This window comes from Agrobacterium salinitolerans (assembly GCF_027498475.1).
GTDB lineage: Bacteria > Pseudomonadota > Alphaproteobacteria > Rhizobiales > Rhizobiaceae > Agrobacterium > Agrobacterium salinitolerans.
Genome location: NZ_JAPZLN010000004.1, coordinates 537,719 through 560,342 on the forward strand (window position 1 = coordinate 537,719; position 22,624 = coordinate 560,342).

At 59.9% G+C, this 22,624-nt stretch carries 23 protein-coding genes; 11 read left to right on the forward strand and 12 right to left on the reverse strand.

The features are described from left to right. Window positions 1-115 precede the first annotated feature (115 nt). Window positions 116-886, reverse strand: a complete 771-nt coding sequence (locus O9X91_RS17660) for a class II glutamine amidotransferase (protein WP_077984798.1) — start codon at window positions 884-886, stop codon at window positions 116-118. Next, window positions 887-1,600 carry an aspartate/glutamate racemase family protein gene (locus O9X91_RS17665; RefSeq protein WP_142913417.1) on the reverse strand — a complete coding sequence of 238 codons (714 nt, stop codon included), beginning with the start codon at window positions 1,598-1,600 and terminating at the stop codon, window positions 887-889. Between the two features lie 167 nt (window positions 1,601-1,767). On the opposite strand from O9X91_RS17665, the gene O9X91_RS17670 reads away from it, so the two are divergent. Then, window positions 1,768-2,229, forward strand: coding sequence for an Lrp/AsnC family transcriptional regulator (locus tag O9X91_RS17670; protein ID WP_077984799.1), 462 nt, complete (start codon window positions 1,768-1,770; stop codon window positions 2,227-2,229). 18 nt (window positions 2,230-2,247) lie between these two features. Here O9X91_RS17670 and O9X91_RS17675 read toward each other — a convergent pair whose 3' ends face one another. From O9X91_RS17675 to O9X91_RS17685, 3 genes are all read right to left on the reverse strand, one after another. Beyond that, window positions 2,248-3,231, reverse strand: a complete 984-nt coding sequence (locus tag O9X91_RS17675; protein WP_142913418.1) for an aldose 1-epimerase — start codon at window positions 3,229-3,231, stop codon at window positions 2,248-2,250. Between the two features lie 159 nt (window positions 3,232-3,390). Further along, window positions 3,391-4,284: an NAD(P)-dependent oxidoreductase gene (locus tag O9X91_RS17680; RefSeq protein ID WP_077984801.1), complete on the reverse strand. Its 894-nt coding sequence runs from the start codon at window positions 4,282-4,284 to the stop codon at window positions 3,391-3,393. 87 nt (window positions 4,285-4,371) lie between these two features. Then, on the reverse strand, window positions 4,372-5,127 hold the full coding sequence (locus tag O9X91_RS17685) for an SDR family oxidoreductase (RefSeq protein WP_077984860.1): 756 nt from the start codon (window positions 5,125-5,127) through the stop codon (window positions 4,372-4,374). Window positions 5,128-5,346: 219 nt separating this feature from the next. On the opposite strand from O9X91_RS17685, the gene O9X91_RS17690 reads away from it, so the two are divergent. The 7 genes from O9X91_RS17690 (at window position 5,347) to cydX (ending at window position 13,670) form a co-directional block, all read left to right on the forward strand. Then, window positions 5,347-6,378, forward strand: a complete 1,032-nt coding sequence (locus O9X91_RS17690) for an L-idonate 5-dehydrogenase (RefSeq protein WP_269833285.1) — start codon at window positions 5,347-5,349, stop codon at window positions 6,376-6,378. A gap of 264 nt (window positions 6,379-6,642) precedes the next feature. Then, a complete protein-coding gene (locus O9X91_RS17695) occupies window positions 6,643-7,221 on the forward strand; it encodes a GbsR/MarR family transcriptional regulator (protein WP_137412489.1) in 579 nt (192 codons plus the stop codon). A gap of 17 nt (window positions 7,222-7,238) precedes the next feature. Continuing rightward, window positions 7,239-9,026 carry a thiol reductant ABC exporter subunit CydD gene (gene cydD, locus O9X91_RS17700; RefSeq protein WP_269834356.1) on the forward strand — a complete coding sequence of 596 codons (1,788 nt, stop codon included), beginning with the start codon at window positions 7,239-7,241 and terminating at the stop codon, window positions 9,024-9,026. Beyond that, window positions 9,023-10,714, forward strand: coding sequence for a thiol reductant ABC exporter subunit CydC (gene cydC / locus O9X91_RS17705; protein ID WP_269833284.1), 1,692 nt, complete (start codon window positions 9,023-9,025; stop codon window positions 10,712-10,714). Before cydD ends, cydC begins: the two co-directional genes overlap by 4 nt. A 66-nt stretch (window positions 10,715-10,780) precedes the next feature. Beyond that, window positions 10,781-12,358, forward strand: a complete 1,578-nt coding sequence (locus O9X91_RS17710) for a cytochrome ubiquinol oxidase subunit I (protein WP_269833283.1) — start codon at window positions 10,781-10,783, stop codon at window positions 12,356-12,358. 6 nt (window positions 12,359-12,364) lie between these two features. Continuing rightward, window positions 12,365-13,522, forward strand: coding sequence for a cytochrome d ubiquinol oxidase subunit II (gene cydB, locus O9X91_RS17715; RefSeq protein WP_142913422.1), 1,158 nt, complete (start codon window positions 12,365-12,367; stop codon window positions 13,520-13,522). 25 nt (window positions 13,523-13,547) lie between these two features. Beyond that, window positions 13,548-13,670, forward strand: coding sequence for a cytochrome bd-I oxidase subunit CydX (gene cydX / locus O9X91_RS17720; protein ID WP_142913423.1), 123 nt, complete (start codon window positions 13,548-13,550; stop codon window positions 13,668-13,670). A gap of 84 nt (window positions 13,671-13,754) precedes the next feature. On the opposite strand, the gene O9X91_RS17725 is transcribed toward cydX, so the two are convergent. From O9X91_RS17725 to O9X91_RS17755, 7 genes are all read right to left on the reverse strand, one after another. Then, window positions 13,755-13,943: a hypothetical protein gene (locus tag O9X91_RS17725; protein ID WP_006313812.1), complete on the reverse strand. Its 189-nt coding sequence runs from the start codon at window positions 13,941-13,943 to the stop codon at window positions 13,755-13,757. A 22-nt stretch (window positions 13,944-13,965) separates the two neighbouring features. Continuing rightward, complete coding sequence (locus O9X91_RS17730; protein ID WP_142913424.1) at window positions 13,966-14,385, reverse strand: DUF3597 domain-containing protein; 420 nt, start codon at window positions 14,383-14,385, stop codon at window positions 13,966-13,968. Between the two features lie 12 nt (window positions 14,386-14,397). Then, window positions 14,398-14,649: a GlsB/YeaQ/YmgE family stress response membrane protein gene (locus O9X91_RS17735; protein ID WP_046801707.1), complete on the reverse strand. Its 252-nt coding sequence runs from the start codon at window positions 14,647-14,649 to the stop codon at window positions 14,398-14,400. Window positions 14,650-14,794: 145 nt separating this feature from the next. Next, a complete protein-coding gene (nadC, locus tag O9X91_RS17740) occupies window positions 14,795-15,652 on the reverse strand; it encodes a carboxylating nicotinate-nucleotide diphosphorylase (protein ID WP_142913425.1) in 858 nt (285 codons plus the stop codon). Between the two features lies 1 nt (window position 15,653). Further along, entirely contained in the window at window positions 15,654-17,222 is a 1,569-nt protein-coding gene (locus O9X91_RS17745) for an L-aspartate oxidase (protein ID WP_142913426.1), read from the reverse strand. Next, window positions 17,219-18,190: a quinolinate synthase NadA gene (nadA, locus tag O9X91_RS17750; RefSeq protein WP_077984810.1), complete on the reverse strand. Its 972-nt coding sequence runs from the start codon at window positions 18,188-18,190 to the stop codon at window positions 17,219-17,221. Before nadA ends, O9X91_RS17745 begins: the two co-directional genes overlap by 4 nt. Window positions 18,191-18,259: 69 nt before the next feature. Continuing rightward, window positions 18,260-19,162, reverse strand: coding sequence for an NUDIX hydrolase (locus O9X91_RS17755; RefSeq protein ID WP_142913427.1), 903 nt, complete (start codon window positions 19,160-19,162; stop codon window positions 18,260-18,262). Between the two features lie 206 nt (window positions 19,163-19,368). Between O9X91_RS17755 and O9X91_RS17760 the strand changes: the two genes are divergently transcribed. The 3 genes from O9X91_RS17760 (at window position 19,369) to O9X91_RS17770 (ending at window position 21,882) form a co-directional block, all read left to right on the forward strand. Next, window positions 19,369-19,743 (forward strand): PAS domain-containing protein, encoded by a 375-nt coding sequence (locus O9X91_RS17760; RefSeq protein WP_077984811.1) that lies wholly within the window; start codon window positions 19,369-19,371, stop codon window positions 19,741-19,743. Window positions 19,744-19,816: 73 nt separating this feature from the next. After that, window positions 19,817-20,320 (forward strand): thermonuclease family protein, encoded by a 504-nt coding sequence (locus O9X91_RS17765; RefSeq protein ID WP_142913428.1) that lies wholly within the window; start codon window positions 19,817-19,819, stop codon window positions 20,318-20,320. 263 nt (window positions 20,321-20,583) lie between these two features. Next, window positions 20,584-21,882 carry a tyrosine-type recombinase/integrase gene (locus O9X91_RS17770; protein WP_269833282.1) on the forward strand — a complete coding sequence of 433 codons (1,299 nt, stop codon included), beginning with the start codon at window positions 20,584-20,586 and terminating at the stop codon, window positions 21,880-21,882. Window positions 21,883-22,624: the final 742 nt, after the last annotated feature.

Here is a 22,624-nt window from a genome sequence, read left to right on the forward strand (position 1 = left end):
AGGATCACACACTAGCCTTCGCGGCTGTAACAATTCAATGAAAATAAATAGGCCTTCGCCGCAGCCGCACCTGTTGCCGGTGGCGGCGGCGTGAAACCGGGCGATATCGCCGTGTTCACCCGAGGCAAAAAGGCCGCGTCATCATTTCCCCGGCGCGGATCGTTACGCAGGTATTGGGTGGAACGGCGCACCATGGGGTGCAATCAAACGAAAAGGGCTCGGAACTCAGCGCAATACCCTCTTCCAACCCACGCCAGTAGAGCGTCGGTGGTTTGTCATCGCTAGACCAGCGGAAGGCATGCACGCAATCGCCGTCCATCAGCACGGCGCTGAAGCGCAGGGCGGAGGAGACGCCCGCTGCGATCATCTTTTCCTGACAGAGGCGAAGCGCGGTGGAAATGGCGCGTACCGGATCGGCATCAAGGCCGAGGCCGGCGGCGATGAGGAAAATAGCTTCGCTGTCGCCGGTGCCGCGCCGGGATGCATAGATATCATCGGGAATAAGGGAGTCGATATCGCGCCTTATCTGCTCGTAACCGCCGATCTGGCCGTTATGCATGAAGAGATATTGCCCATGCGCAAATGGGTGGCAATTGGCGCGGGATACTTCGCCCGACGTGGCGGAGCGGACATGGGCCATGAACATGCCCGAACGAAGCTGGTGACAGAGTGCCGCGAGGTTGGCATCCGACCATGCGGGTCTGGTATCGCGAAAGACGCCGGGCGTTCCGCGTTCGCCATACCAGCCAAGGCCGCAACCATCGCCATTGACGACGGTTTTCGCTTCCCTTGCGGCCATGGACTGGCTGACCAGCGATGCTTCCGGCTCGATCAGCAGGCTGTCGAGCCAGACGGGTTTACCGGAATAGGCAAAGAGGCGGCACATTCATGCGGCTCTGTTCAGGGCCTTGTTTCCGAGCGCGAAGCCGACGGCGGCCTTCGCGTGAATGGCGGTCGAATCGTAACCCGGCAGCGGCAGGGCATCGGGATCGATCAGCAGCGAAATCTCGGTGCAGCCAAGAATGACGGAATCGACGCCAAGTGCGCGGGCTTTTTCGATGACCGCGAGATAGCGCTCGCGCGAGCAGGACTTGATTTCGCCCCGGCAGAGTTCGCCGAAGATGATGTCGTGGATCGCAGCCCGGTCTTCCGCATCGGGCACAATCACTTCGACGCCATGGCGGCGCATGCGCTCGGTGTAAAAACCATGTTCCATCGTGTAGCGGGTGGCGAGCAGAAGCGGCTTGCGGCGTCCGTCCGCCTTCAGGGCAGCGGCGGTTTCGTCTATGATATCGATAAGCGCCACGCCGGACATTTTCGCTACGGTGTCAGCGACAAGATGCATGGTGTTGGTGCAGATCAGCACGCAATCGGCGCCCGCATTGGCAAGGCGCGCACCGGCAGCACCCAGAAGTGCGCCTGCCTCATCCCAGCGATCGGCCTTCTGAAGGGCGACGACCTCGGAAAAATCGAGCGAATGCATGACGATGTCGGCCGAAACCAGCCCGCCGCGGCTGTCGCGCACGGCCTCATTGATCATGCGGTAATAGGTTGCGGTGGATTCCCAGCTCATGCCGCCGATCAGGCCGATCCGTTTCATAAGAGTTCCCTTATCGAGTTTGATTGAAAATAAGAATGCCATCGTCGGGGCGAAAACGGCATGCGTTTTTGCAAGGATTTCACGATATATATGCAAAATCAGGGCGTTCTTTCTATGAAAATCGCAAATTTATTGCGCTATTACGTTAACCTGTGCATTCTTTAACGATGATTGATGATCGCGACCGCCGAATCCTTGCGATTCTCCAGGAAAATGCAGAAACGCCGCTCGCCGACATTGCGGAGGAAGTGGCGCTGTCGCTATCCGCCTGTTCGCGGCGCATCACGCGGCTGCGGGCGGAAGGTTATGTGACGGGTACGATGGCGCTGCTCGACCGTCGCAAGATCAACTTGCCGACCACGGTTTTCCTGCTGGTCAGAACCGGCCTGCATGCGGAGGACTGGCTGGACCGGTTCCATGCCGCCGTCAGCACCATACCCGAAATTGTCGAGGTTCACCGGCTGACCGGCAATTTCGACTATATTCTGAAACTGGTGCTGCCGAATGTCGAATATTACGACACGATCTACAAACAGATCCTGCGCCGCGTCGAGCTTTACGACATGTCCGCCTATATCTCCATGGAGACGGTGAAGCTGTCGTCTTCGCTGCCGACGACACATATCTGAGTGTTCGTCGGGCCTTGATCAGCGCGCCGTCTTAAAACGGACGCCAAAGCGAAAGCTTCGCGTCTCGCCGGCTTGCAGCGTAATCGCATCCGCGAGTTCCGGTTGGTTGAAGGCGTTGGTCGGCGTTTCCACCGGTTCGAGCGCGATGGATTGCCGCCTGCCGCGTGCAAGCGTATCGCCGGTGAAGACATGCATGTGCCCGCGCTCCTGCCAAACCGTCAGGCTCGAACCGTCGTGGTGGTTTTCCAGCCTCGTCTCGTAAAGCCCGTTTTCGGATGCGATGAGATCGGTGAAGCAGACATCGAGTACATGGCCGGACAGCGGTGCGTAAAGAAAGCGGGTGTCGTCCCGTTTGACCATCCCGCCCTGTGCGCCGCGAAGGGGGATCAGGTCCTCGTCTGTTTCAATCGCCGTTCGCGAGGGCAGCGTGAGGAGAAGATCGTCGATAGACGTCGTGCCGGGCAGGCGGAAATAGGGATGCCACCCGGCGGCGAAAGGCAGGGGCCGGTCATCGCGATTGATGCCGCGTATGTCGATGGTGACCTCATGGCCGGCGAAACGATATTCCACCTCGATGGCGAGACGGTAGGGATAACCCTCAAAATCCGCAGGCGCTATTTCGGCGCGGAAGACGAGAGTGTGAGCGCCGTGTTCCTCGAAAGACTGCGTAAGCGCGAAGGGCAGGGCTCTGGCAAATCCGTGGAAGACGAGGTCTTCATGGGCAAGCACCGGCTCAATGCGGTGCGATTGTCCGTCAAAACTGAACTGGCCATCCGGGATGCGATTGGTGAAGGGTGCGAGAATGCCGTTTCTCACGCCGTTTTGCGATTGCATTTCGGCAGGCGTCGAATAGCCGTCGACAAGATTTTCGCCTTCGCCGCCATCGGTAGAGACCGGCCGCCAGCTTAGAAGCGTCGCGCCCTCATAAGCGACTTCGGCTGTGAAACCGTTTCCAGAAACGGTCATACCGGCAATCCCCGTGCCTGTCGTGGGGGTAGTCATCGGGAAATTGTCCTTTGCATACATGCATCTGCGGTCATCGGGGCGACTGCCCTGCCGATTCGCCCGATCATCTTCGCTGACGGACAATTTCGCAATGGCCGTTAAAGGCCCGCAAGGGCTGTATCAACAGGCTCCGCCATTCCGGGTCCGCCGGGCAAATCAGTCCGGAAAAGTGCGTTTCGCGCCGCTGAAATATTCCATCAGTGCGGCCTGATCCTCCCCACCCAGCCCGGCCGCAGTCAGCATGCGGTGCACCTCGGCGCAAACGGCTGTCAGCGGCATGGCCGTGTTGGTGCGCCGCGCGAGATCCTGCGCGCCGTTCAGGTCTTTCACCATATTGTCGATGCGTCCGGTGCGGCGGTAATCTTTCGCCACATAACGCGGCATGTATTCCTGCAGGATGGCGCTGTCGGCGCGGCCGCCCTTCAGCGCCTGCGGTATCTTGGCGGCATCGACGCCGGCATCCAGCGCAAGCTGCGTTGCTTCCGCCACAGCAAGGAAATTCAGCCCGCACAGAACCTGGTTGATGAGTTTCGTCGTCTGCCCTGCGCCACAGGGACCCATATGGGTGTAGTTGCTGGCCACATGCCGCAGCACGCGATGCGCATCGGCCACATCCTTGTCGCTGCCGCCGGCCATCAGCGTCAATTGCCCGATGAGCGCCTTGGGTGCACCGCCGGAAAGGGGGCTGTCCACCCAGCGCAGGCCTTTTCCCGCAGCGTCGGCCGCCAGTTCCTTCGTCGCTTCCGGATCGATGGAGGACATGTCGATGATCAGCGTGCCGGGTTTCGCCCCTGCCGCGACGCCATCCTTGCCGAAAACGGCGATGCGAACGATTTTCGGCGAATTGAGGCTGAGGATGACCACATCGGAAACCGAAGCCGCTTCCGCAGCCGTCCCCGCGCTCTGCGCGCCAAGGCTCGTCAGCGCCGCCACCTTTTCCGCATCCAGATCGAAAACCGTCAGCTGATTTCCGGTCTCGATGAGCCGTGTGCCGATCGCCCCGCCCATGGCGCCGGCGCCGATCAGGGCGACTTTGTTCTTCTCGGTCATGGTGTTCACGGCCTCCTCCCAAAGTGTCGTGGTGTCGTCGGTTCAAAACCGGATGGCGGCCGCAGCCGCCGGTCCGGTTTCGGTGTTTTAAAGCGAAGCGGTGATGCCGCCGTCGACATAGAGAATATGTCCGTTCACGAAGGACGAGGCATCGGACGACAGGAAGATGCAGGCCCCGACAAGCTCTTCGACCTTGCCCCAGCGACCGGCGGGCGTGCGCTTTTCAAGCCATGCCGAGAAGGTTTCGTCCGCCACCAGGGCCGCGTTGAGCGGCGTGTCGAAATAGCCGGGTGCGATGGCGTTGCATTGCAGGCCGTATTTGGCCCAGTCCGTCGCCATGCCTTTCGTCAGGTTGCCGACGGCCCCCTTGGTGGCGGTGTAGGGCGCGATGCCGGGGCGGGCAAGGGCGGTCTGCACGCTGGCGATGTTGATGATCTTGCCACGGCCACGGCCGATCATGTGGCGCGCGGCAGCCTGCCCGGCGTGGAACACCGAGGCGATGTTGGTCTGCAGCAGGCGCTCGAAGGCATCGGCTGGAAAATCCTCCAGCGGGGTGCGGTGCTGCATGCCGGCATTGTTGACCAGAATATCGATGGGGCCGACCTCCGCCTCGAAACCGTCGATGGCCTTGCGCACCGCTTCGTGATCGGTGGCGTCGAAGGCGAGTGTTTTCGCACCCTTGATGCCGGCGGCGGCGGCTTTCAACTTCGCCTCGTCACGCCCGTTCAGCACCACTTCCGCGCCCGCTTCCGAAAGCCCTTGCGCCAGCGCGAAGCCAATGCCCTGGGACGAACCCGTGATCAGGGCGCGGCGGCCGGAAAGATCGAACAAATTAAGGCCCACTGTTTCCTCCAGTCTCTCGACATTGCATTCGTACAGAATTATGTTATCGATAACATTCATCCCTTTCGGGCGTGGATGTCAAGGCTTAAACGCCCGCTCTCGGTACGGGCCGGGCGCGCGGGGAGGCCGCACGACGTGTAAATGCGCGGCAGGCGGCGGTGACAGGGATGCGGATTATTCGGCGCGCCATTCAGGCGAGATGTGGAGCGGGAGATATTTATGAGAGCGATTGTCGCCCATGGGGCAAAGGATGTGCGCATCGAGGAGCGGCCCGAGGAAGCGCCGGGGTCGGGAGAAGTGCGGCTTCGTCTGGTCCGGGGCGGAATTTGCGGCAGCGATCTGCACTATTACAATCATGGCGGCTTCGGCGCGGTGCGGCTTCGTGAACCCATGGTGCTCGGCCATGAGGTCTCCGCTGTCGTCGAAGAACTGGGCGAGGGCGTGGAAGGGCTGAAGGTCGGCGGTCTGGTTGCCGTTTCGCCGTCCCGCCCGTGCCGAACCTGCCGCTTTTGCCAGGAAGGCCTGCACAACCAGTGCCTCAACATGCGGTTTTATGGCAGCGCCATGCCTTTTCCGCATATTCAGGGCGCTTTCCGTGAGGTTCTGGTGGCCGACGCCCTGCAATGCGTGCCGGCCGATGGCCTGAGCGCTGGCGAGGCCGCCATGGCGGAGCCGCTGGCGGTGACGCTTCACGCCACGCGCCGCGCCGGCGATTTGCTGGGGAAACGCGTGCTTGTCACGGGTTGTGGCCCCATCGGCATCCTGTCCATTCTGGCTGCGCGCCGGGCGGGTGCAGCGGAAATCGTCGCCACCGACCTTTCCGCTTTCACGCTTGCCAAGGCGCGTGAGGCGGGTGCGGATCGTGTCATCAATAGCAAGGATGAGCCCGACGCACTTGCCGCTTATGGTTCGAACAAGGGAACTTTCGATGTTCTCTATGAATGCTCTGGCGCAGCCGTCGCACTTTCCGGCGGCATTACCGCGCTTCGTCCGCGCGGCATCATCGTCCAGCTCGGGCTTGGCGGCGATATGAGTCTGCCGATGATGGCGATCACCGCCAAGGAACTGGATCTGCGCGGCTCTTTCCGCTTCCACGAAGAATTCGCCACCGGCGTTGAATTGATGCGTAAGGGCCTGATCGACGTCAAACCGTTAATCACCCAGACCGTCGATCTCGCCGACGCCATCTCGGCTTTCGAATTCGCTTCGGATCGAAGCCGTGCGATGAAGGTGCAGATCGCTTTTTCGTAAGCGCGTTTCCCCGAAATAGCGGGCTGGCTTATTGAGTCGGTGGCGGAGCCTCCGCCACCAATTTCTTATTTGCCATCGTGGATCGCGTCATTCCGCCCTGCATGTTATCGATATCATGGGCGTTCGCTGGGTTGTCGATGCTTCCTCGCCTCATTGTACGGCTGGTTTGCACATTTTGACGCAGGTCAAAAAGGTGATTTGCCACCTGCCGCTATTTGCGTTATCGAAATTTCAGAAATTACTGAAAATTCAGGAAACGAAGAAATGCCGACCAACCTCTCGCCGCTCGTTCAGTCCTTCGTGCTGCATTTCGGTGAGATGGGCAGCCGCTGGGGCATCAACCGCACGGTCGGCCAAGTCTATGCTTTGCTCTATATTTCGCCGCAGCCGCTGTGTGCGGACGATATTGTGGAGGCCCTCGGTATTTCCCGTTCCAACGTGTCGATGAGCCTGAAGGAGTTACAGGCGTGGAACCTCGCAATTCTCAAGCATTTTCCCGGCGACCGGCGCGATTTTTTCACAACGCCTGACGATGTCTGGCAAATTCTCCGCACCCTTGCCGAAGAGCGCAAGAAACGCGAGATCGATCCCACGCTCAGCGTGCTGCGCGAAATTCTGATGGAAACGCCCGAAAACGAAGACGAGCGGCATGCGCAACAGCGCATCGATGAGATGAAAACGCTGATCGAGCAGCTGACCGGCTGGTATGACGATGTGAAGCGGCTGGAGACGGAACGGCTGGCTTCGCTTCTCGCGCTCGGTTCGAAGGTCACGAAGTTTCTGGAGGCCAAGGACAAGATCGTCTCCCTCGCCAGACCCCGCGGCGCGAAGAAGGACGGGTGAGGAGATCGGCCGTGAGCATATCAGTGGAAATTCGCCAGGGGTCCGATGGTGACGGGGCAGTCTGTCCCGTTCCGGCTGCAGTCTCGCCCGATACGATGGGGCGGCGCAAAGCCAACCGCAAAACCTTTCGCGACAGAGCTGACGGGCGGGCGAAAATGACAGGCGCGCCGGTGGTGGGGAAATTCGTTGCCCTGCCGCATGTGCTGGCGGCGCTGCTCTGGTTGCCGCAGGCAGGCTTGCTTGCCTTTTCAGTCGGAAGAATTGCCGACGGCGCGCCGATGATGGCGATCGTGCCCGCCGCGGCTGCGGTTCTCATCCTCGGCCTCATCAAGGCATGGCTGGAAAAGATGGCGGCGCGTCTGTCGTTTCGTGCCGCCCGTGCGGCGCTGTCGCAACGGCGGCTGGAAGCGCTGAAGGCCGTGGCGAAGGTTTCCCCGCTCGATCTGTCACGCACCGCCTCCGGTGAGGCGGCAGGCGTCGTGGCCGAGGTGGCGGAAGCGCTGGTGCCCTATCTTTCCCGTTTCCAGCCGGCGCGGATGAAGGCGACCTTCGTGCCGCTGGTTTTCGTGCTGGCGATCCTGCCATTCACCTGGATTGCGGCGCTGGTGCTGCTGCTCGCCATGCCAACCATCCCGCTTTTCATGGCGCTCATCGGCTGGCAGGCGAAGGCCACCAGTGAAAAGCAGCTTGTTGAGACGGGCAATATGAATGCCTTCCTGCTTGATCGCCTGCGCGGGCTGGAAACGATCCGCACGCTTAAAGCCGTCGATCTGACTGCAAAGCGTCTTAGCGCCGATGCGCAGAACCTGAAGAAGCGGACGATGGCAGTGCTCAGGATCGCCTTTCTCTCCTCGGCGGTGCTGGAGCTTTTCGCAGCGCTCGGCGTTGCCATGACCGCCGTCTATATCGGTTTTCATCTGCTCGGTTTTCTCAATTTCGGCGCCTGGGGCCACAAGCTGACACTCGCCGAAGGTCTTTTCATCCTGCTTCTGGCGCCGGCCTTTTTCGAGCCGCTGCGGGAACTCTCCGCCGTCTGGCACGACCGCGCAGCCGGCGAAGCGGCGCTTGATGCGCTCGGCAAATTGACGGCCGGCGGCGCGGCTATTACGGGCGAGGGCGCGGATGTGGCGTTTGTCCCATCCCCGATGCCCGGCCTGGTGGAGATCAATAATCTCTCTTTCGCTTATCCGAGCGCCCCACCTATCATCCAAAATCTCAACCTGACGGTTCAGCGGGGTGAGAGAGTTGCGATCCTTGGGCCTTCCGGTTGTGGCAAATCCACTGTACTCTCCTTGATTGCCGGGTTGGCCGAGGCTGGAGAGGGCTCGATCAGGGTCGGTGGCGTCAAGCTCGATAATGCGACGGCGGATGGGCTGCGCAGGACGATCGGCTGGGTCGGCCAGAAGCCGTTCTATTTTGCCGGTTCGCTGAAGGCGAATATTCGCTTCGGCCGTTCGGTTGTCAGTGACGGCATGGTGGAAGAGACGCTGCGCCGCACCGGGCTCGACGGCTTGTCGCATGCACGCCGGCGCCTGCAGATCGGCGATGGCGGATATGGAATCTCGGGCGGGGAGGCGGTGCGGCTTGCCATTGCGCGTTCTTTCGCAGACCCCGCAACGCAGCTAGTTCTGGCCGACGAGCCGACAGCCCATCTCGACCGGGAAACGGCTGCTCTCGTCACGGATAACCTGCTGCAACTGGCAAATGGCAGGACATTGATCGTCGCGACCCATGATCCGGTGCTTGCGGCGCGCATGGACAGGATCGTGGATATGACGGCGATCCATTCGAGGGGGCAGCCATGATCGCGCATTTTGCGATATTGAGACCCATTATTGGCCTGTTCTGGTCGACGCGGCGCGGCATGCTGCTGGCGGGCGCGGCTCTGGCGGTAACGACGGTGCTGGCGGGCATCGGCCTTCTCGGCGTTTCCGGCTGGTTCATCACCGCTACGGCGATTGCCGGCCTTCTGCCGGCAACGGCCTATGCTTTCGATGTCTTTGCGCCTTCGGCCGCCATTCGTCTTCTGGCGCTGGCGCGCACCGCCGCCCGTTACGGCGAACGCATGACGACCCATGACGCCACGCTTTCCGTGCTTGCAGCCCTTCGGGAAAAGCTGTTTCGTGGCTTTGCCGCTCCGCAGGCTGCGAAATCCCTGGAGGCGAGGCCTGCGCGCCTGCTGAACCGGCTGACGGCGGATATCGACGCGCTGGATTCGCTTTATCTGCGTGTGCTGGTTCCCGCCGCCGTGGCGATCCTTGCCGCAATCGCGACAGGCCTCGGGCTTGCTTTTCTCCATCCTCTGGCGGGCATTCTGGTGGCGGTTTTCCTCATCGCGGCGGGGCTTGGAATTTCGGTGCGCGCCGCCTTGCGGGCGGAAACATTCTCGCGCCGCCGGGCAATCGGGCTGGAAGCCCTTCGCGCCCGCACGGCCGATCTCGTGAACGGGCAGACGGAGTTCTTGACCGCCGGCCGCCTCTCCGCGCAGGTCGCGGCGGTGAAACGGGCGGATGATTACCTCTCTGCCTGCGATGATACCCTGAACCGCATCGAGACCGGTGCCGGTTTTTCCTTCGGGGTTTCAGCGGCCGTTCTTTTGAGCGCGGCCCTTCTCGGCATGGCCTGGCTTGCCGAACGGGGGGCGGTCACCGCGCCGACGGCGGCGCTCGGGCTGCTGGTCTGTTTTGCCGCGCTGGAGCCTTTCACGGCGCTGCGCCGCGGGGCGATGGAGCTTGGGCGCACGCTGTTTTCCGCAAGGCGCATCGCGCCGCGTCTCTCGGCAACGGTTGACGGTCGCTGTCCCGTCTTGCCGGCCAGCGGGATGGCGGCAAAACTCGAAGATGTGCATCTAGAGCGGGAGGGGAACGACAATCCTGTCCTGACGAATATCAACCTTGCAATCGCTGCCGGGGAACGGGTTGCGATCGTCGGCCCGAGCGGCGCGGGCAAGACAAGTCTCATCCAGCTTCTGGGGGGTGAATTGCAGCCGGTTGCAGGCACGGTCAGCGCCCTGCCGTCCACTCTTATGACGCAGCGAAGCCAGCTTTTCCGCGACAGTATCGCAGACAATCTGCGGCTCGCGAAACCCGCCGCAACCGGGACCGAGCTATGGGACGCGCTTGAGGCGGCAGGCCTTGCCGAACACGTCAAAACCTTGGCCGCCGGGCTGGAGACAAGGCTTGGCGAGGCGGGCCAAGGGCTTTCCGGCGGCCAGTCGCGCCGGGTGGCGCTCGCCCGTTTCCTGCTCGCCGACCGGCCGCTCTGGCTTCTCGACGAGGTGACGGAAGGGCTGGACGGCGAGACAGCCCGCGACGTGCTCACCCGGCTGTTTGCGAGGGCGGAGGGAAAGACTGTCGTGATGATCACCCATAATCGCCGCGAGGCGGAATTTGCCGATCGCATCATCGTGCTGAAAGACGGGCGCCAACTTGATCAATGTCAAAGCGGCACCCCGGAATACGACGTAGTGCTTGAGACACTACGTCCGGACTGAGATTTTTGAGAGCCGGCGTCGTCTTTGAAATGGAAGGCCGGTCTTCCGGAAAAGGTGGGTAAGACTATGGAACTCGACATAGTGGCGCTGTCGCGCCTGCAATTTGCAGTGACGGCTTTATATCACTTTCTGTTCGTTCCCCTGACGATTGGGCTGTCGGTGGTGATCGCCATCATGGAAACGGTCTATGTCATGACCGGCCGCACGGTCTGGCGGCAGATGACGAAGTTCTGGGGCACGCTGTTCGGCATCAATTTCGTGCTGGGTGTTTCCACCGGCATCGTGATGGAATTCCAGTTCGGCATGAACTGGAGTTATTACAGCCATTATGTCGGCGATATCTTCGGTGCGCCGCTGGCCATCGAGGGTATGATGGCCTTCTTCCTGGAAGCCACCTTCGTCGGCCTGTTCTTTTTCGGCTGGGACAAGCTGTCGAAACTCGGCCATCTCGTCGCGACATGGTGCGTGGCGCTCGGTTCGAATTTTTCGGCACTGTGGATATTGATCGCCAATGGCTGGATGCAGAACCCGACGGGCTCCGCCTTCAATCCCCAGACCATGCGGATGGAGGTGACTGACTTCTTCGAGGTTCTGTTCAACCCGGTGGCGCAGGCGAAGTTCGTTCACACGGTTTCTGCGGGTTACGTGACGGCCTCCATCTTCGTGCTCGGCGTTTCGGCCTGGTATGTGCTGAAAGGCCGCCATGTCGATCTCGCCAAGCGTTCGATGACGGTTGCCGCTTCCTTCGGTCTGGCGTCCGCGCTGTCGGTCGTCGTGCTGGGGGATGAAAGCGGTTATCTCTCCACCGAACACCAGAAGATGAAGCTCGCCTCCATCGAGGCCATGTGGGAAACGGAGCCGGCGCCTGCCCCCTTCACGGCCATCGGTTTTCCTGATCAGGAAGCACGCGAAACGCATTTCGCGGTGAAGATCCCGTGGGTGATGGGCCTCATCGGCACCCGTTCGCTCGATACGCAAATTCCGGGCATCAACGATCTGGTGGAGCAGGCGAAGAGCCGCATCCGTGACGGCATCAAGGCCTATGATGCGCTGATGCAGATACGCGCCACCGGCAAGGGCGCGCAGCTGCCGGAAGAGGTGCGCGGCACCTTCGCTGAAGTCGGCCATGAACTTGGTTATGCGCTGCTGCTGAAACGTTATGTCGACGATCCACGCCAGGCGAATGAAGAGCAGATCGCAAAAGCCGCGGCCGACACCATCCCGCATGTGCCGACGCTGTTCTGGTCGTTCCGCATCATGGTCGGTCTCGGCATGTTCTTCATCCTTCTCACGGCGACTTTCTTTTATCTCTCCGCCCGCCGCCGCCTGGATCATTATCCACTGTTGCTGAAGGTGGCGGTTTTCGCCATTCCGCTGCCGTGGATCGCCGCCGAAATGGGCTGGGTGGTTGCAGAATTCGGCCGCCAGCCATGGATCATCGAGGGCGTGCTGCCCACGGCTGCCGCCGTCTCCAGCCTCAGCGCCTCGACCGTCCTCATTACGCTCCTGGGTTTCATCGCCATCTACACGGTGCTGTTCATTGTCGAAATGGGGCTGATGCTGAAGGCGATCCGCAAGGGGCCGGATCCGGACCATGAGCCGGAAGCGCCGCTCGTTCCTGAAAAACTCGTCGCTGCGGAGTAAACGATCATGATATTGCACCAACTCATCGACTATGAAATCCTCCGCGTCATCTGGTGGCTGCTGCTCGGCGTGGTGCTGATCGGTTTTGCCGTGACCGGCGGTTTCGATCTCGGCACTGGCGCGCTCCTGCCCTTCGTGGCGAAAACGGACATCGAGCGCCGTGTCGTCATCAATTCCATCGGCCCCGTCTGGGAAGGCAATCAGGTGTGGCTCATCCTTGGCGGCGGCGCGATCTTCGCCGCCTGGCCGCCGCTTTATGCGGTGTCGTTTTCAGGGTTTTACCTGGCGATGTTCGCCACCCTGTTTGCGCTGATCCTGCGGCCGGTCGGTTTCAAATATCGCTCCAAGCGTGAAAGCACCGCGTGGCGCAGCGCCTGGGATTGGGCGCTCTTCATCGGCGGTTTCGTTCCCGCGCTGATCTTCGGCGTGGCGATCGGCAATGTGCTGCAGGGCGTTCCCTTCCACCTCAATGACGACCTCAGGATTTTCTATGATGGCACGACGCTGTTCGAACTTCTGAACCCCTATGCGGTTCTCTGCGGCCTCGTTTCGGTGTCCATGCTCGTCATGCACGGTGCCGCATGGCTGGTACTGAAAACGGATGGTCCGGTAGCCGCCCGCGCTCGCGGCTTCGGCAGCGTTGCGGCCCTTGCCACGTCAGTTCTTTTCGCGCTCGGCGGCGTCTTTCTGTGGCTCGGTATCGATGGCTATCGCTTTACCTCGGAGGTCGTGACCGACGGTCCGTCCAATCCGCTGTCGAAGACGGTCGAGGTTGCGGGCGGTGTCTGGTTTGCCAATTATGCGGCGCATCCCTGGATGATGCTGGCGCCAGCGCTTGGTCTTGTCTTCCCGCTCGTCGCTTTCGTCTTGCTCCGGGCCCGCAGGGAAGTGCTGGCGCTGCTTTCCAGCTCGCTTGCCATTTTCGGCGTCATCTCAACGGTGGGGCTGACGATGTTTCCCTTCATCCTGCCGTCTTCGGTCGATCCGAAATCGAGCCTGACAGTGTGGGATGCATCTTCCAGCCATATGACGCTGTTCATCATGCTGGTCGTCGCCCTCATCTTCATCCCGATCATCGTTGCCTATACATCATGGGTCTACCGCGTGCTGTGGGGCAAGGTGGATGAAAAGGCGATCCGCGACGACAGCGGTCATGCCTACTGAGACTCAAGAAAGAAGGAGATCGAACATGTGGTATTTCGCCTGGCTGCTCGGCCTGCCTCTCGCCGCCATCTTCGCCGTCATGAACGCGATGTGGTATGAGCTGATGGAAGAAAACGCTAAAAAGGCTGAAGCTAAACTGGAAGAATAAAGTCTTGAGGTACGTCATTAAAAAAGGGCGGCACCCAAATCGATGCCGCCCTTTTTGTAATTACCGCGCCCGCGAGACGCAGCCTCAGTGGATCGCGATACCGCGCTTGTCCGCTTCTTCCTTGATGATGTCTTCGACAATGGCTCGCTTGAGATTCGGATCTCCCAGCAGGTAGTCATCGGCGATTTCGAAAATCGACTTCGGGTTCTCGGTCCTGTGCAGGGTGTCGAGATCCTGGCCGATCTGCTCTCTCAGGCTGGAATAGTCGTCCATCGCGGTTCTCCCGTTTATCGGTTCAATCCAGAAGGTCGGCCGGAACCTTGCCGCCGTTTTCGGAGAGCTTCTTGATGACCGCCTTGTGCAGCCAGATATTCATGGTCGCCGAATCCGAGGTGTCGCCGGTGTAGCCGAGTTCGCTCGCCAGTTCCTTTCGGGCGGTAAGGCTGCTGTCCAGATCGAGCGCCTTCAGAAGATCGACGATAGAATGTTTCCAGTCGAGTTTCTGTCCGTTCTTCTTGACTGCCGCATCCAGGATGGAGGCGACGTCGACGGTGCCGGTGGGCGCGGGAGCTGCAGCTGTCGGTGCCGATGAGGCAGGCTGGGCCGGTGCTGCCGAGCTTGCGGTGGTTGTGGATGTGCCGGCCGGAGCCGACGTCTGCGGCGCGGCCTCGGCCTTCCCGAAAATCGCGTCCTTGATCTTGTTGAAAAAGCTCATTCTGTCCTCCCCTTATCTGCGAAATGCGCGCCCGACGGCGATGAGAATGCAGGCACCGATGAAACCGGCGATGAGATAGCCAATCCAGCCTCCGAGCGAGACGCCGATGAGCCCCAGAAGGAAATTGGCGACGATGGCGCCAACAATGCCGAGGATAATGTTCATGAAAACACCCATATTGCTTTTCATGAACTGTTCGGCGAGCCAACCGGCTACGCCGCCGATGATGATTGCTGCAATCCAGCCAACTTGTGCGTCTTCCATAACAGGCCTTTCCTTTCTAGAGAGAGGTCAGAGGCATATGGACCCGCATTTTTTGCGCACGTCCCCCCGCCTTGAATTGACCCCAGGCGCTTATTAACGAAGAGGCGGAAGTTTTGTTCCGTGAGACGTGTACGTTAGCGCAAACTCAACTCTGGCTCTCAAAATCCAGCCCGATATCAAGAACCGGCGCACTATGGGTGATCCAGCCGATGGAGATGAGATCGACGCCGGTGGCGGCGATGGCTGCCGCTGTCTGCGGATTGATACGGCCCGAGGCTTCGGTGATGGCGCGACCGGCAACGATCTCCACCGCCTCACGCAGCTGTTCCGGTATCATATTATCGAGAAGAACCGCATCCACGCCCTCTTCCATGGCCTCGTGCAGCTGGATGAGCGTATCGACTTCCACCTCGATCTTGACGAGATGTCCGACACCCTGCCTTGCACGACGTATGGCTTCACGCACGCTGCCGGCAACCGCGACATGGTTGTCCTTGATGAGAACCGCGTCATAAAGCGCAAAACGGTGGTTCATGCCGCCGCCGGCGCGCACGGCATATTTTTCCAGTGCCCGCAGCCCTGGCGTCGTCTTGCGGGTGCAGGCGACCGACGCTTTTGTGCCGGTAATGGCGGCAACGATTTTTGCGGTGACGGAGGCGATGCCCGACAGATGGCCTAGGAAATTCAGCGCCGTGCGCTCCGCCGTCAGAAGGCTGCGCGAGGGGCCTTCGATTGTTGCGATGATATCGCCGGGCGCCACGGTGGCTCCGTCCTGCACATGCCGTTTCATCACGATGGCCGGCTCCACGAGCTGGAAAGCCAGTTCCGCCGCGTCGAGACCGGCAATAACGCCCGGTTCGCGCGCGGCCATGACGACGACCGAGCGATGATCGGCGGGAATGACGGCGGCGGACGTGATGTCGCCCGCCAGGCCGAGGTCTTCCAGAAGGGCGTTGCGTACAAGCGGTTCGATGATGAGGCGTGGCAGGGGAGAAAGGGTCATGTCAGGCGCTCCGTGCAAGGCTGGCCGAAGAATGGCTGGAGGAGGAAAATTCGTGGGCGATGGCGAGGACGTCGCTGAGGCTCAGTCTGCGCCTAGTGGTCGTCGCATCCTTTTCGGGAAAATCATCGCGGAAATGTGCGCCGCGCGATTCCGTGCGCAGCGCCGCGAAGACGGCGATGGCAAGGGCAACAAGGGCGGGATCGGATGCCGGGCCGTTCCGCTCGGTCAGTGGGAGAAGATCGCGGATTGCGCCCGTCAGCCCTTCCGCCTGTCTTACGATGCCGAGATGGCGGGAAACGATGGGCCGCACGGAAGAGAGGTCGACTGCCGGGAAGTCAGGTGCGGGGAGTGTTGCGATTTCAGCTGGCTTTTTTCCAGCATAAGTGCGCCTGCCAGCAATATCTTCTGCCGCGTGCATGCCCATGGCGGCCGCTTCCAGCAGGGAATTGCTGGCAAGCCTGTTTGCGCCATGCAGCCCCGTGCAGGCGGTTTCGCCGGCAACCCAAAGACCCGGCACCGAGCTTCGGCCTTTGCCATCGGTGGCGACGCCACCCATATGGTAATGCACCGCCGGGCGCACCGGAACGAGCTCACGGGCGGGGTCTATCCCGGCTTCGCGGCAGAGCAGGTCGATGGAGGGGAAACGGCTGGCAAAACCGGAGCCGAGCGCCTTGCGGGCATCGAGAAACACCCTGCCGCCACGCAATATTTCGCGGTCGATGGCGCGGGCGACAATATCGCGCGAGGCAAGTTCCGCACCCGGAACTCCCGCCATGAAACGTTCGCCGTTTTCGTTGAGAAGCAGCGCGCCTTCGCCCCGCACCGCCTCGCTCACCAGCGCCAGCGGCCGTCTGGGCGAGGAAAGCGCGGTTGGGTGGAATTGCACGAATTCCATGTCGGCGAGGATGGCGCCGGCGCGGGCGGCGAGCATGATGCCCTGCCCGAAGTTGCCGGAGGGATTGGTCGTCGCCTCATAAAGCCCGCCGAGGCCTCCGGTGGCGAGAACGACCTGTGTAGCCGGTAAAGTGAAGCAGCCCTTTGGCCCAATGCAGGCGAGACCGGCGATGACGCCGTCCTCGGTCAGCAGGCGGCGCACTTCCGTGCCTTCCAGCATGGTGATGGACGGCGTGCGAAGAACGGCGGCTGCAAGCGCCCTGACGATCGTCGCACCCGACCCGTCGCCTTCTGCATGGAGAATGCGCCGCCGGCTATGGGCGGCTTCCAGCCCGAAGACATAGTTGCCTGAGGCGTCGCGGTCGAACCTGACGCCCGCCCCCTCCAGTGCATCGATGACGGCGGGGGCCGCGGATATAATCTCAACGGCCAGATATTCATCGCAAAGGCCATCGCCCGCAGCGAGCGTATCGGCAAGATGCAGGGTCGCGCGGTCATCAGGGCCGAGACTTGCCGCGATGCCGCCCTGAGCCCAGGCGCTGGAGGTCTCGCCGCCGAGCGCGCCGCGTGTCAGAAGCAGCACGGGCTGCGGCGCAAGCGTTAGCGCCGCCATCAGGCCCGCAATGCCGCTGCCGACGATGACTGTCCAGTCCCGCTGCGGCGAAAATGCGCTCATACTTCCAACATCCTTTCCACGGCGCGGCGGGCGGCGACAGCGATGGCCGGATCGACCGTCACTTCGTGGCGGTTTTCCTCAAGGGCCGCGCGGATATTGCCAAGCGTGATGCGCTTCATATGCGGGCAGAGATTGCAGGGGCGGATAAATTCGACATCGGGGTGATGCACAGCGACATTGTCGCTCATCGAGCATTCCGTCAGAAGCACCACGCGGGCGGGGCGCTCGCGGCCGACATAATCCGACATGACGGCGGTGGAGCCGGAAAAATCCGCAGCCTCGACGACATCGGGCGGACATTCCGGATGCGCCAGCACCACGACGCCGGGATGGCTCTCTCTCAATTCCCTGATGTCATCGGCGGTGAAAAGCTCGTGCACCTCGCAATGGCCGCGCCAGGCGATCAGCTCGACATTGGTTTCCTTGGCCACGTTCTTCGCCAGATATTCATCCGGCAACATCAGCACGCGCGGCACGCCGAGCGATTCCACCACCTGGCGGGCATTGCCCGAAGTGCAGCAGATATCCGAAGCAGCCTTCACCGCCGCTGATGTGTTTACATAGGTGACGACGGGAACGCCGGGATAGGCCTTGCGCAGAAGTGCGATGTCTTCGGGCGTGATGGAATCGGCGAGCGAGCAGCCGGCTGCCATATCCGGAATGAGCACGGTTTTTTCCGGATTGAGCAGCTTTGCCGTCTCGGCCATGAAATGCACGCCGGCCAGAACTATGACATCGGCTTCCACCTCCATTGCCTTGCGGGCAAGGGCGAGGCTGTCCCCGACGATATCGGCGACGCCGTGGAAGATTTCCGGTGTCTGGTAATTATGGGCGAGGATGACGGCGTTGCGCTGGCGCTTTAGCGCCAGGATCGCCTCCACATCGTCCTGAAAGCCCATCCATTCGGCCTTGGGGATGACGCGGGCGACGCGATCATAAAGGCTGGCGGCGGAAATCTGCTCGTTCACGGTGCTCTCCCATTTATACTCTTATTGAGTATATCTAGAGCAAAGACATATTCTCATTGTGAGCATATGTCAATTGCGGGAGAGTGGCAGTTTCGTTCCGGAAAGGGCGCGTTCATCGAGAACGGTCTGGCGGAAGCGGAAGAGCTTTGCCGGGCGGCCGCCGGTTTCGGTCGCTATCTCACCGGTTTCTTCCACCAGTTGCTGCTGTTCGATCAGCCGGCGGAAATTCTGTTTGTGCAGCGTCAGGCCGGCCAGCGCCTCGACGGCGCGCTGCAGCTGGAGGAGCGTGAAGGCGTCGGCCATCAGTTCGAACACCACGGGGCGATATTTGATCTTGGCCCGCAGACGGGCGATGCCGGTCGCAAGGATACGGCGGTGATCGGCAAACATCGGCCTGCCGAAATTGATCCGCGGTTCGCCCTGCGCTTCCTCCACCAGCCCGGCCTCATAAAGCAGCTCATAACGTTGCAGGGTCAATTCCTCGTTCCAGCCGCCGCCATCGAGACCGAAGGTAAAGTCGGCCCGCAAATGGCGCTGGTTTTTCGCGGCGGGATCGGAATCCGCCCAGGCGCGCAGCCTGTCGATGATGCTTTCCAGAACGTCCGGGCGTCCCTGACGGTGATCCTCCCAGGGGAAATATTCGTACCAGCCGTGCCAGAGCGGGCGTTTGCCGTCGGAGGCTTCCTGTTCGCGAACCAGCCCGAGATAACCGATGGAGATGGTTCTGCCGCCTAAAATGTCGTTATTGCGGTCGCGATCGGCGAAAGTATAGAGCTGCTCGAGGTAGCCCACGGGGTGATGGGTCTGTTCGTGGATCCATTCCCGCAGTCCGCTCTGGAGGGTTCTGTGCCCGAATTCGAACGGTCCCGACGGAAGCGCTGCACCTTCCCGAACGGTCATGACTCGCGGCTCATCCGTGGTGATGGCGGTGACGACGGCGATGAGTTCGGCATGGGCAAGGCCGATGGTCACGGCGGCTCCTCTGGTCGTTGGCGCAAGATCAATCTTCTTTGGCACAAGAAGGTTGCTGCGCCAACATGACGGCCGAAAAGGGCTGTCGATAAGTAGCCTTACTGAAAACGGGACGCCATCAGACAAAAAGATGAGTTCTTGTAGTTAGTCGTCCGTCGTCTGATATGGTACAGAGCCGCACGAGCATTTCAGACTGTAGAAGGCCGATGCTGAAAAACATATCTCTCGAAGAGACACTTGTGGGTTACTACACCTGGAATGTCGGGCAAAATCTGGTTTACCTGGATGCCGTGGCCGCCCGCCTGCGCGAATTTTCGCCGGAAGATGCCGCCTGCGGCATCCCGGTCGAAGATTTCATCGCGCAGATCGAAAGCGGCTCGCGGGAGCGTGTCGCCAAGGCGGTTTATAATTCGCTGACAAACGGCGTGTTTTATGATCAGGAATACCGCATTATGCTTAAATCCGGCGGTTTCCGCTGGCTGCGGACAACGGGAAGAGTGATCCTGGATGGCGATCGGATCCCGATTATGGCCATGGGCACAGTGCGGGATGTCAGTGCCAGCAAGGTTTTATTGATGTGATAAGCGGCGAACCTCCTCGCGAGGCGGCGGCTGATCGATTTTAATTCGTTCATCGTTTTGATGTTGCGGTGGAATGGTCCGGCAGATCGCAATTTTGCTGTTTCAGATCGTCTTGGCCATTGGCCTCGGCATAGCCGGCATCCGCATCGCCTCGCTTATCAATGGTGAGGCGACGTCGGCGCCAGCGGGCCTTGCGGCCAATACGGAACTGTTATGGACGACCTCGCCGGTGCGGGTCGATCCTCGTAGCCAAAATTACGAGCGCATTCCGCCGCCTCCCGATCTTTATCCGCTGAAAATGCGTGCGGACCAGCGCCTGCGCGTCATCTCCAGCAGCCGCTTCGCCTTCAACGGCCAGGAATTCCAACTCGCTGGTGTGGAGGAGGTCGAACGTGACCGCGTCTGCACCGGCCCCGACGGTCGCCGTTACGCCTGCGGCCTCAATGCCTTCAAGGCGCTGCAGAACCGTCTGCACGGCAGATATCTCGAATGTCGGACGGTGGGTGAGCAGGGCAGTGCGCCCCGGTCTGTGGAGTGCCGGATCAACGGCCAGAATGTGCGGGCGTTGTTGCAATAACGATTGCTTCAGGCGGTGCCGCACAACGATAAACTGGTTAGCTGAATGCGAGATATTTTCGTCTTGGAGATTTGGTGGAGCTAAGCGGGTTAGAACGAGCCATCCAAATTATCCGTTGAAAATCAATTTTGTCGCTGTATAACAAAGCCATAGTGGTACGTCAATGGGGTACGTACTGGGGTACGCAGGGCACGTTTATGGCAAAATCGGCAGCAAATGACCGGCAGTATCTGGAGCAACATCGGGGCAAATGGAGGGTTACCATGGCTGTCCCGAAATCGCTCCATGGGTCGCTACCGACGCGGTTGAAGCACCCACTCAACACAGACAGTTTGACCATCGCTAATCAGCTCAAGTGGCCGATAGTGAATGAAATGCGGGCAAGGATTGCTGATACAGCGGGAAGAGATGGTCGCCCCGATCTGCGGGCAATCGCAGAGGAATTTCGCCGCCAGCATGCCAAGGCTGAAACTGACCGAGAAGTTGATGAGATTGATGCGGGCATAGCTATCACAATCGATGCTATGCTCGGGAAGCCTGTAGGTGTTGAGGTGGACCCGGTAACGGGTGAAGAAGAGCCTGTTTTTGAGCCATCAAAGGTCAAGCGGGCGCAGCAATTCACGAAGATGGTGTCAGGGAACGCAACACTCATCGACCATTTCCATTCACAATACATGGCCCAACTGACCGTTAAGCCCCGCACTAAGGGAGATGATGAGCGGGCTATAAAGCTTTTGAAGCGCTGGTGTGCTGAGAAGGAGGTCGAGCCGTTCCTCCAATCGTTTCCCTCAAAAAAGCTCGCGGTTCGTTTTGTTGATGATTTGCGGTCGCTAGAGCCGAAGCTGTCTCCCGTGACGTTGAACAAGTACATCAACCGCTTATCGAGGTACTGGCAATGGCTGGAGAAGAGAGAAGAAGTGTCTCTCGATGTCTGGCGGGGTCTGGCTTTGGCAGTGCCATCAATCGCCCACGGTGAGAGGGAGCGTCCCTTCACGAAGGACGAAATGGTCAAGCTTCTCTCCGGGGAAACGTCTCAGGCGATGCATGATCTAATGCGAATAGCAGCTTTAACGGGTTGTCGCTTGGACCCAATTGTATGTCTCCGAGTTAAAGACTGTCGAGATAATGGCGTGTTTGTCTTCAAGCCTCAAAAGAAGGAGAAGGCAGAACGTTTATGTCCTATCCATTCCGATCTTGCTGAAATCGTAGAGCGTCGAACACAAGGTAAGGCTCCTGATGATCCATTCTTCCCCGAGTGGCCCGGACCGAAAAATACAGATAGCAAACGGGAGCGATCATTTAAAACCTCGAACCAGTTTACAGCCTATGCTCGTTCGATTGGCGTTCGTGAGGAATTGGAGGGCCGTAGGCGCTCTCTTATAAACTTCCACTCGTTCCGCCGCTGGTTCATCACCGAGGCGGAGAGAGCAGGGCAGCCGGAAACGCTTATCGCAGCTGTAGTGGGCCACAAGAGGCAAGGTATGACGTTTGGGGTTTATTCTGCTGGTCCTCTTATTGATCAAGCGCGTGTGTGCGTGGAGGCCGTGCGGTTGCCACATTAGCAGTGCAGCTTGCGGTGGCCGCATGATGCAATGTAATTTTCTAGTGTCCTGAATGGACTGCTGAGCGTATTTAACCCCGAAGAGCGTTGTTCCATTTGCATAATTTTTTCATTTACTATTACGGAATAATCGACTAGCCCCACAACTCAGGGTTCGATGTTTGGGGCAAGGAAGTTGTCGATATTTTTAAGTGGCCTGTCGTTGCAGTTTTATCGAGGCATCGGTGCGGAAGTTCAATATCTCGCGCCATTCACCCAGTTCAATTTTTTTATTGGTGCGAACAATGCGGGCAAATCGATCATCCTAAATTTCCTTTCGATTCATCTGAAAGAAATTAAGGGCCAACTTAAAATCGATCACGTCGAAAGGCATCGGGGCGCGGTGTCTGGTGAACCAAAGATTGAATACGCAATAAAAACAGAGGATTTTGTTCGTAACGCGAGTTTAATTTATGATGGTGCGTCGCACAACAGTTCGATCTTCCACTCTTTCCTAAGCCGTGTTTCGACCAGCTTATCGCAAGATCGCTTCATATGGGGGAGCTTTGTCAGTGGGACGTGGGTACCAACCAAAGAACTGTCACGACATGCTCAGTCACAAATAGCCGATGACCGAACTTGGCACGCCGTATGGAATGCGATCACTAGGCAGACTGGGGGGTCTATGGAGTCCAATGTATCCATCCGGCGAAGGCCGCGGAGCTTATGATTTAGGCTGGTCCGCCATGATGCGTTCGATCCTT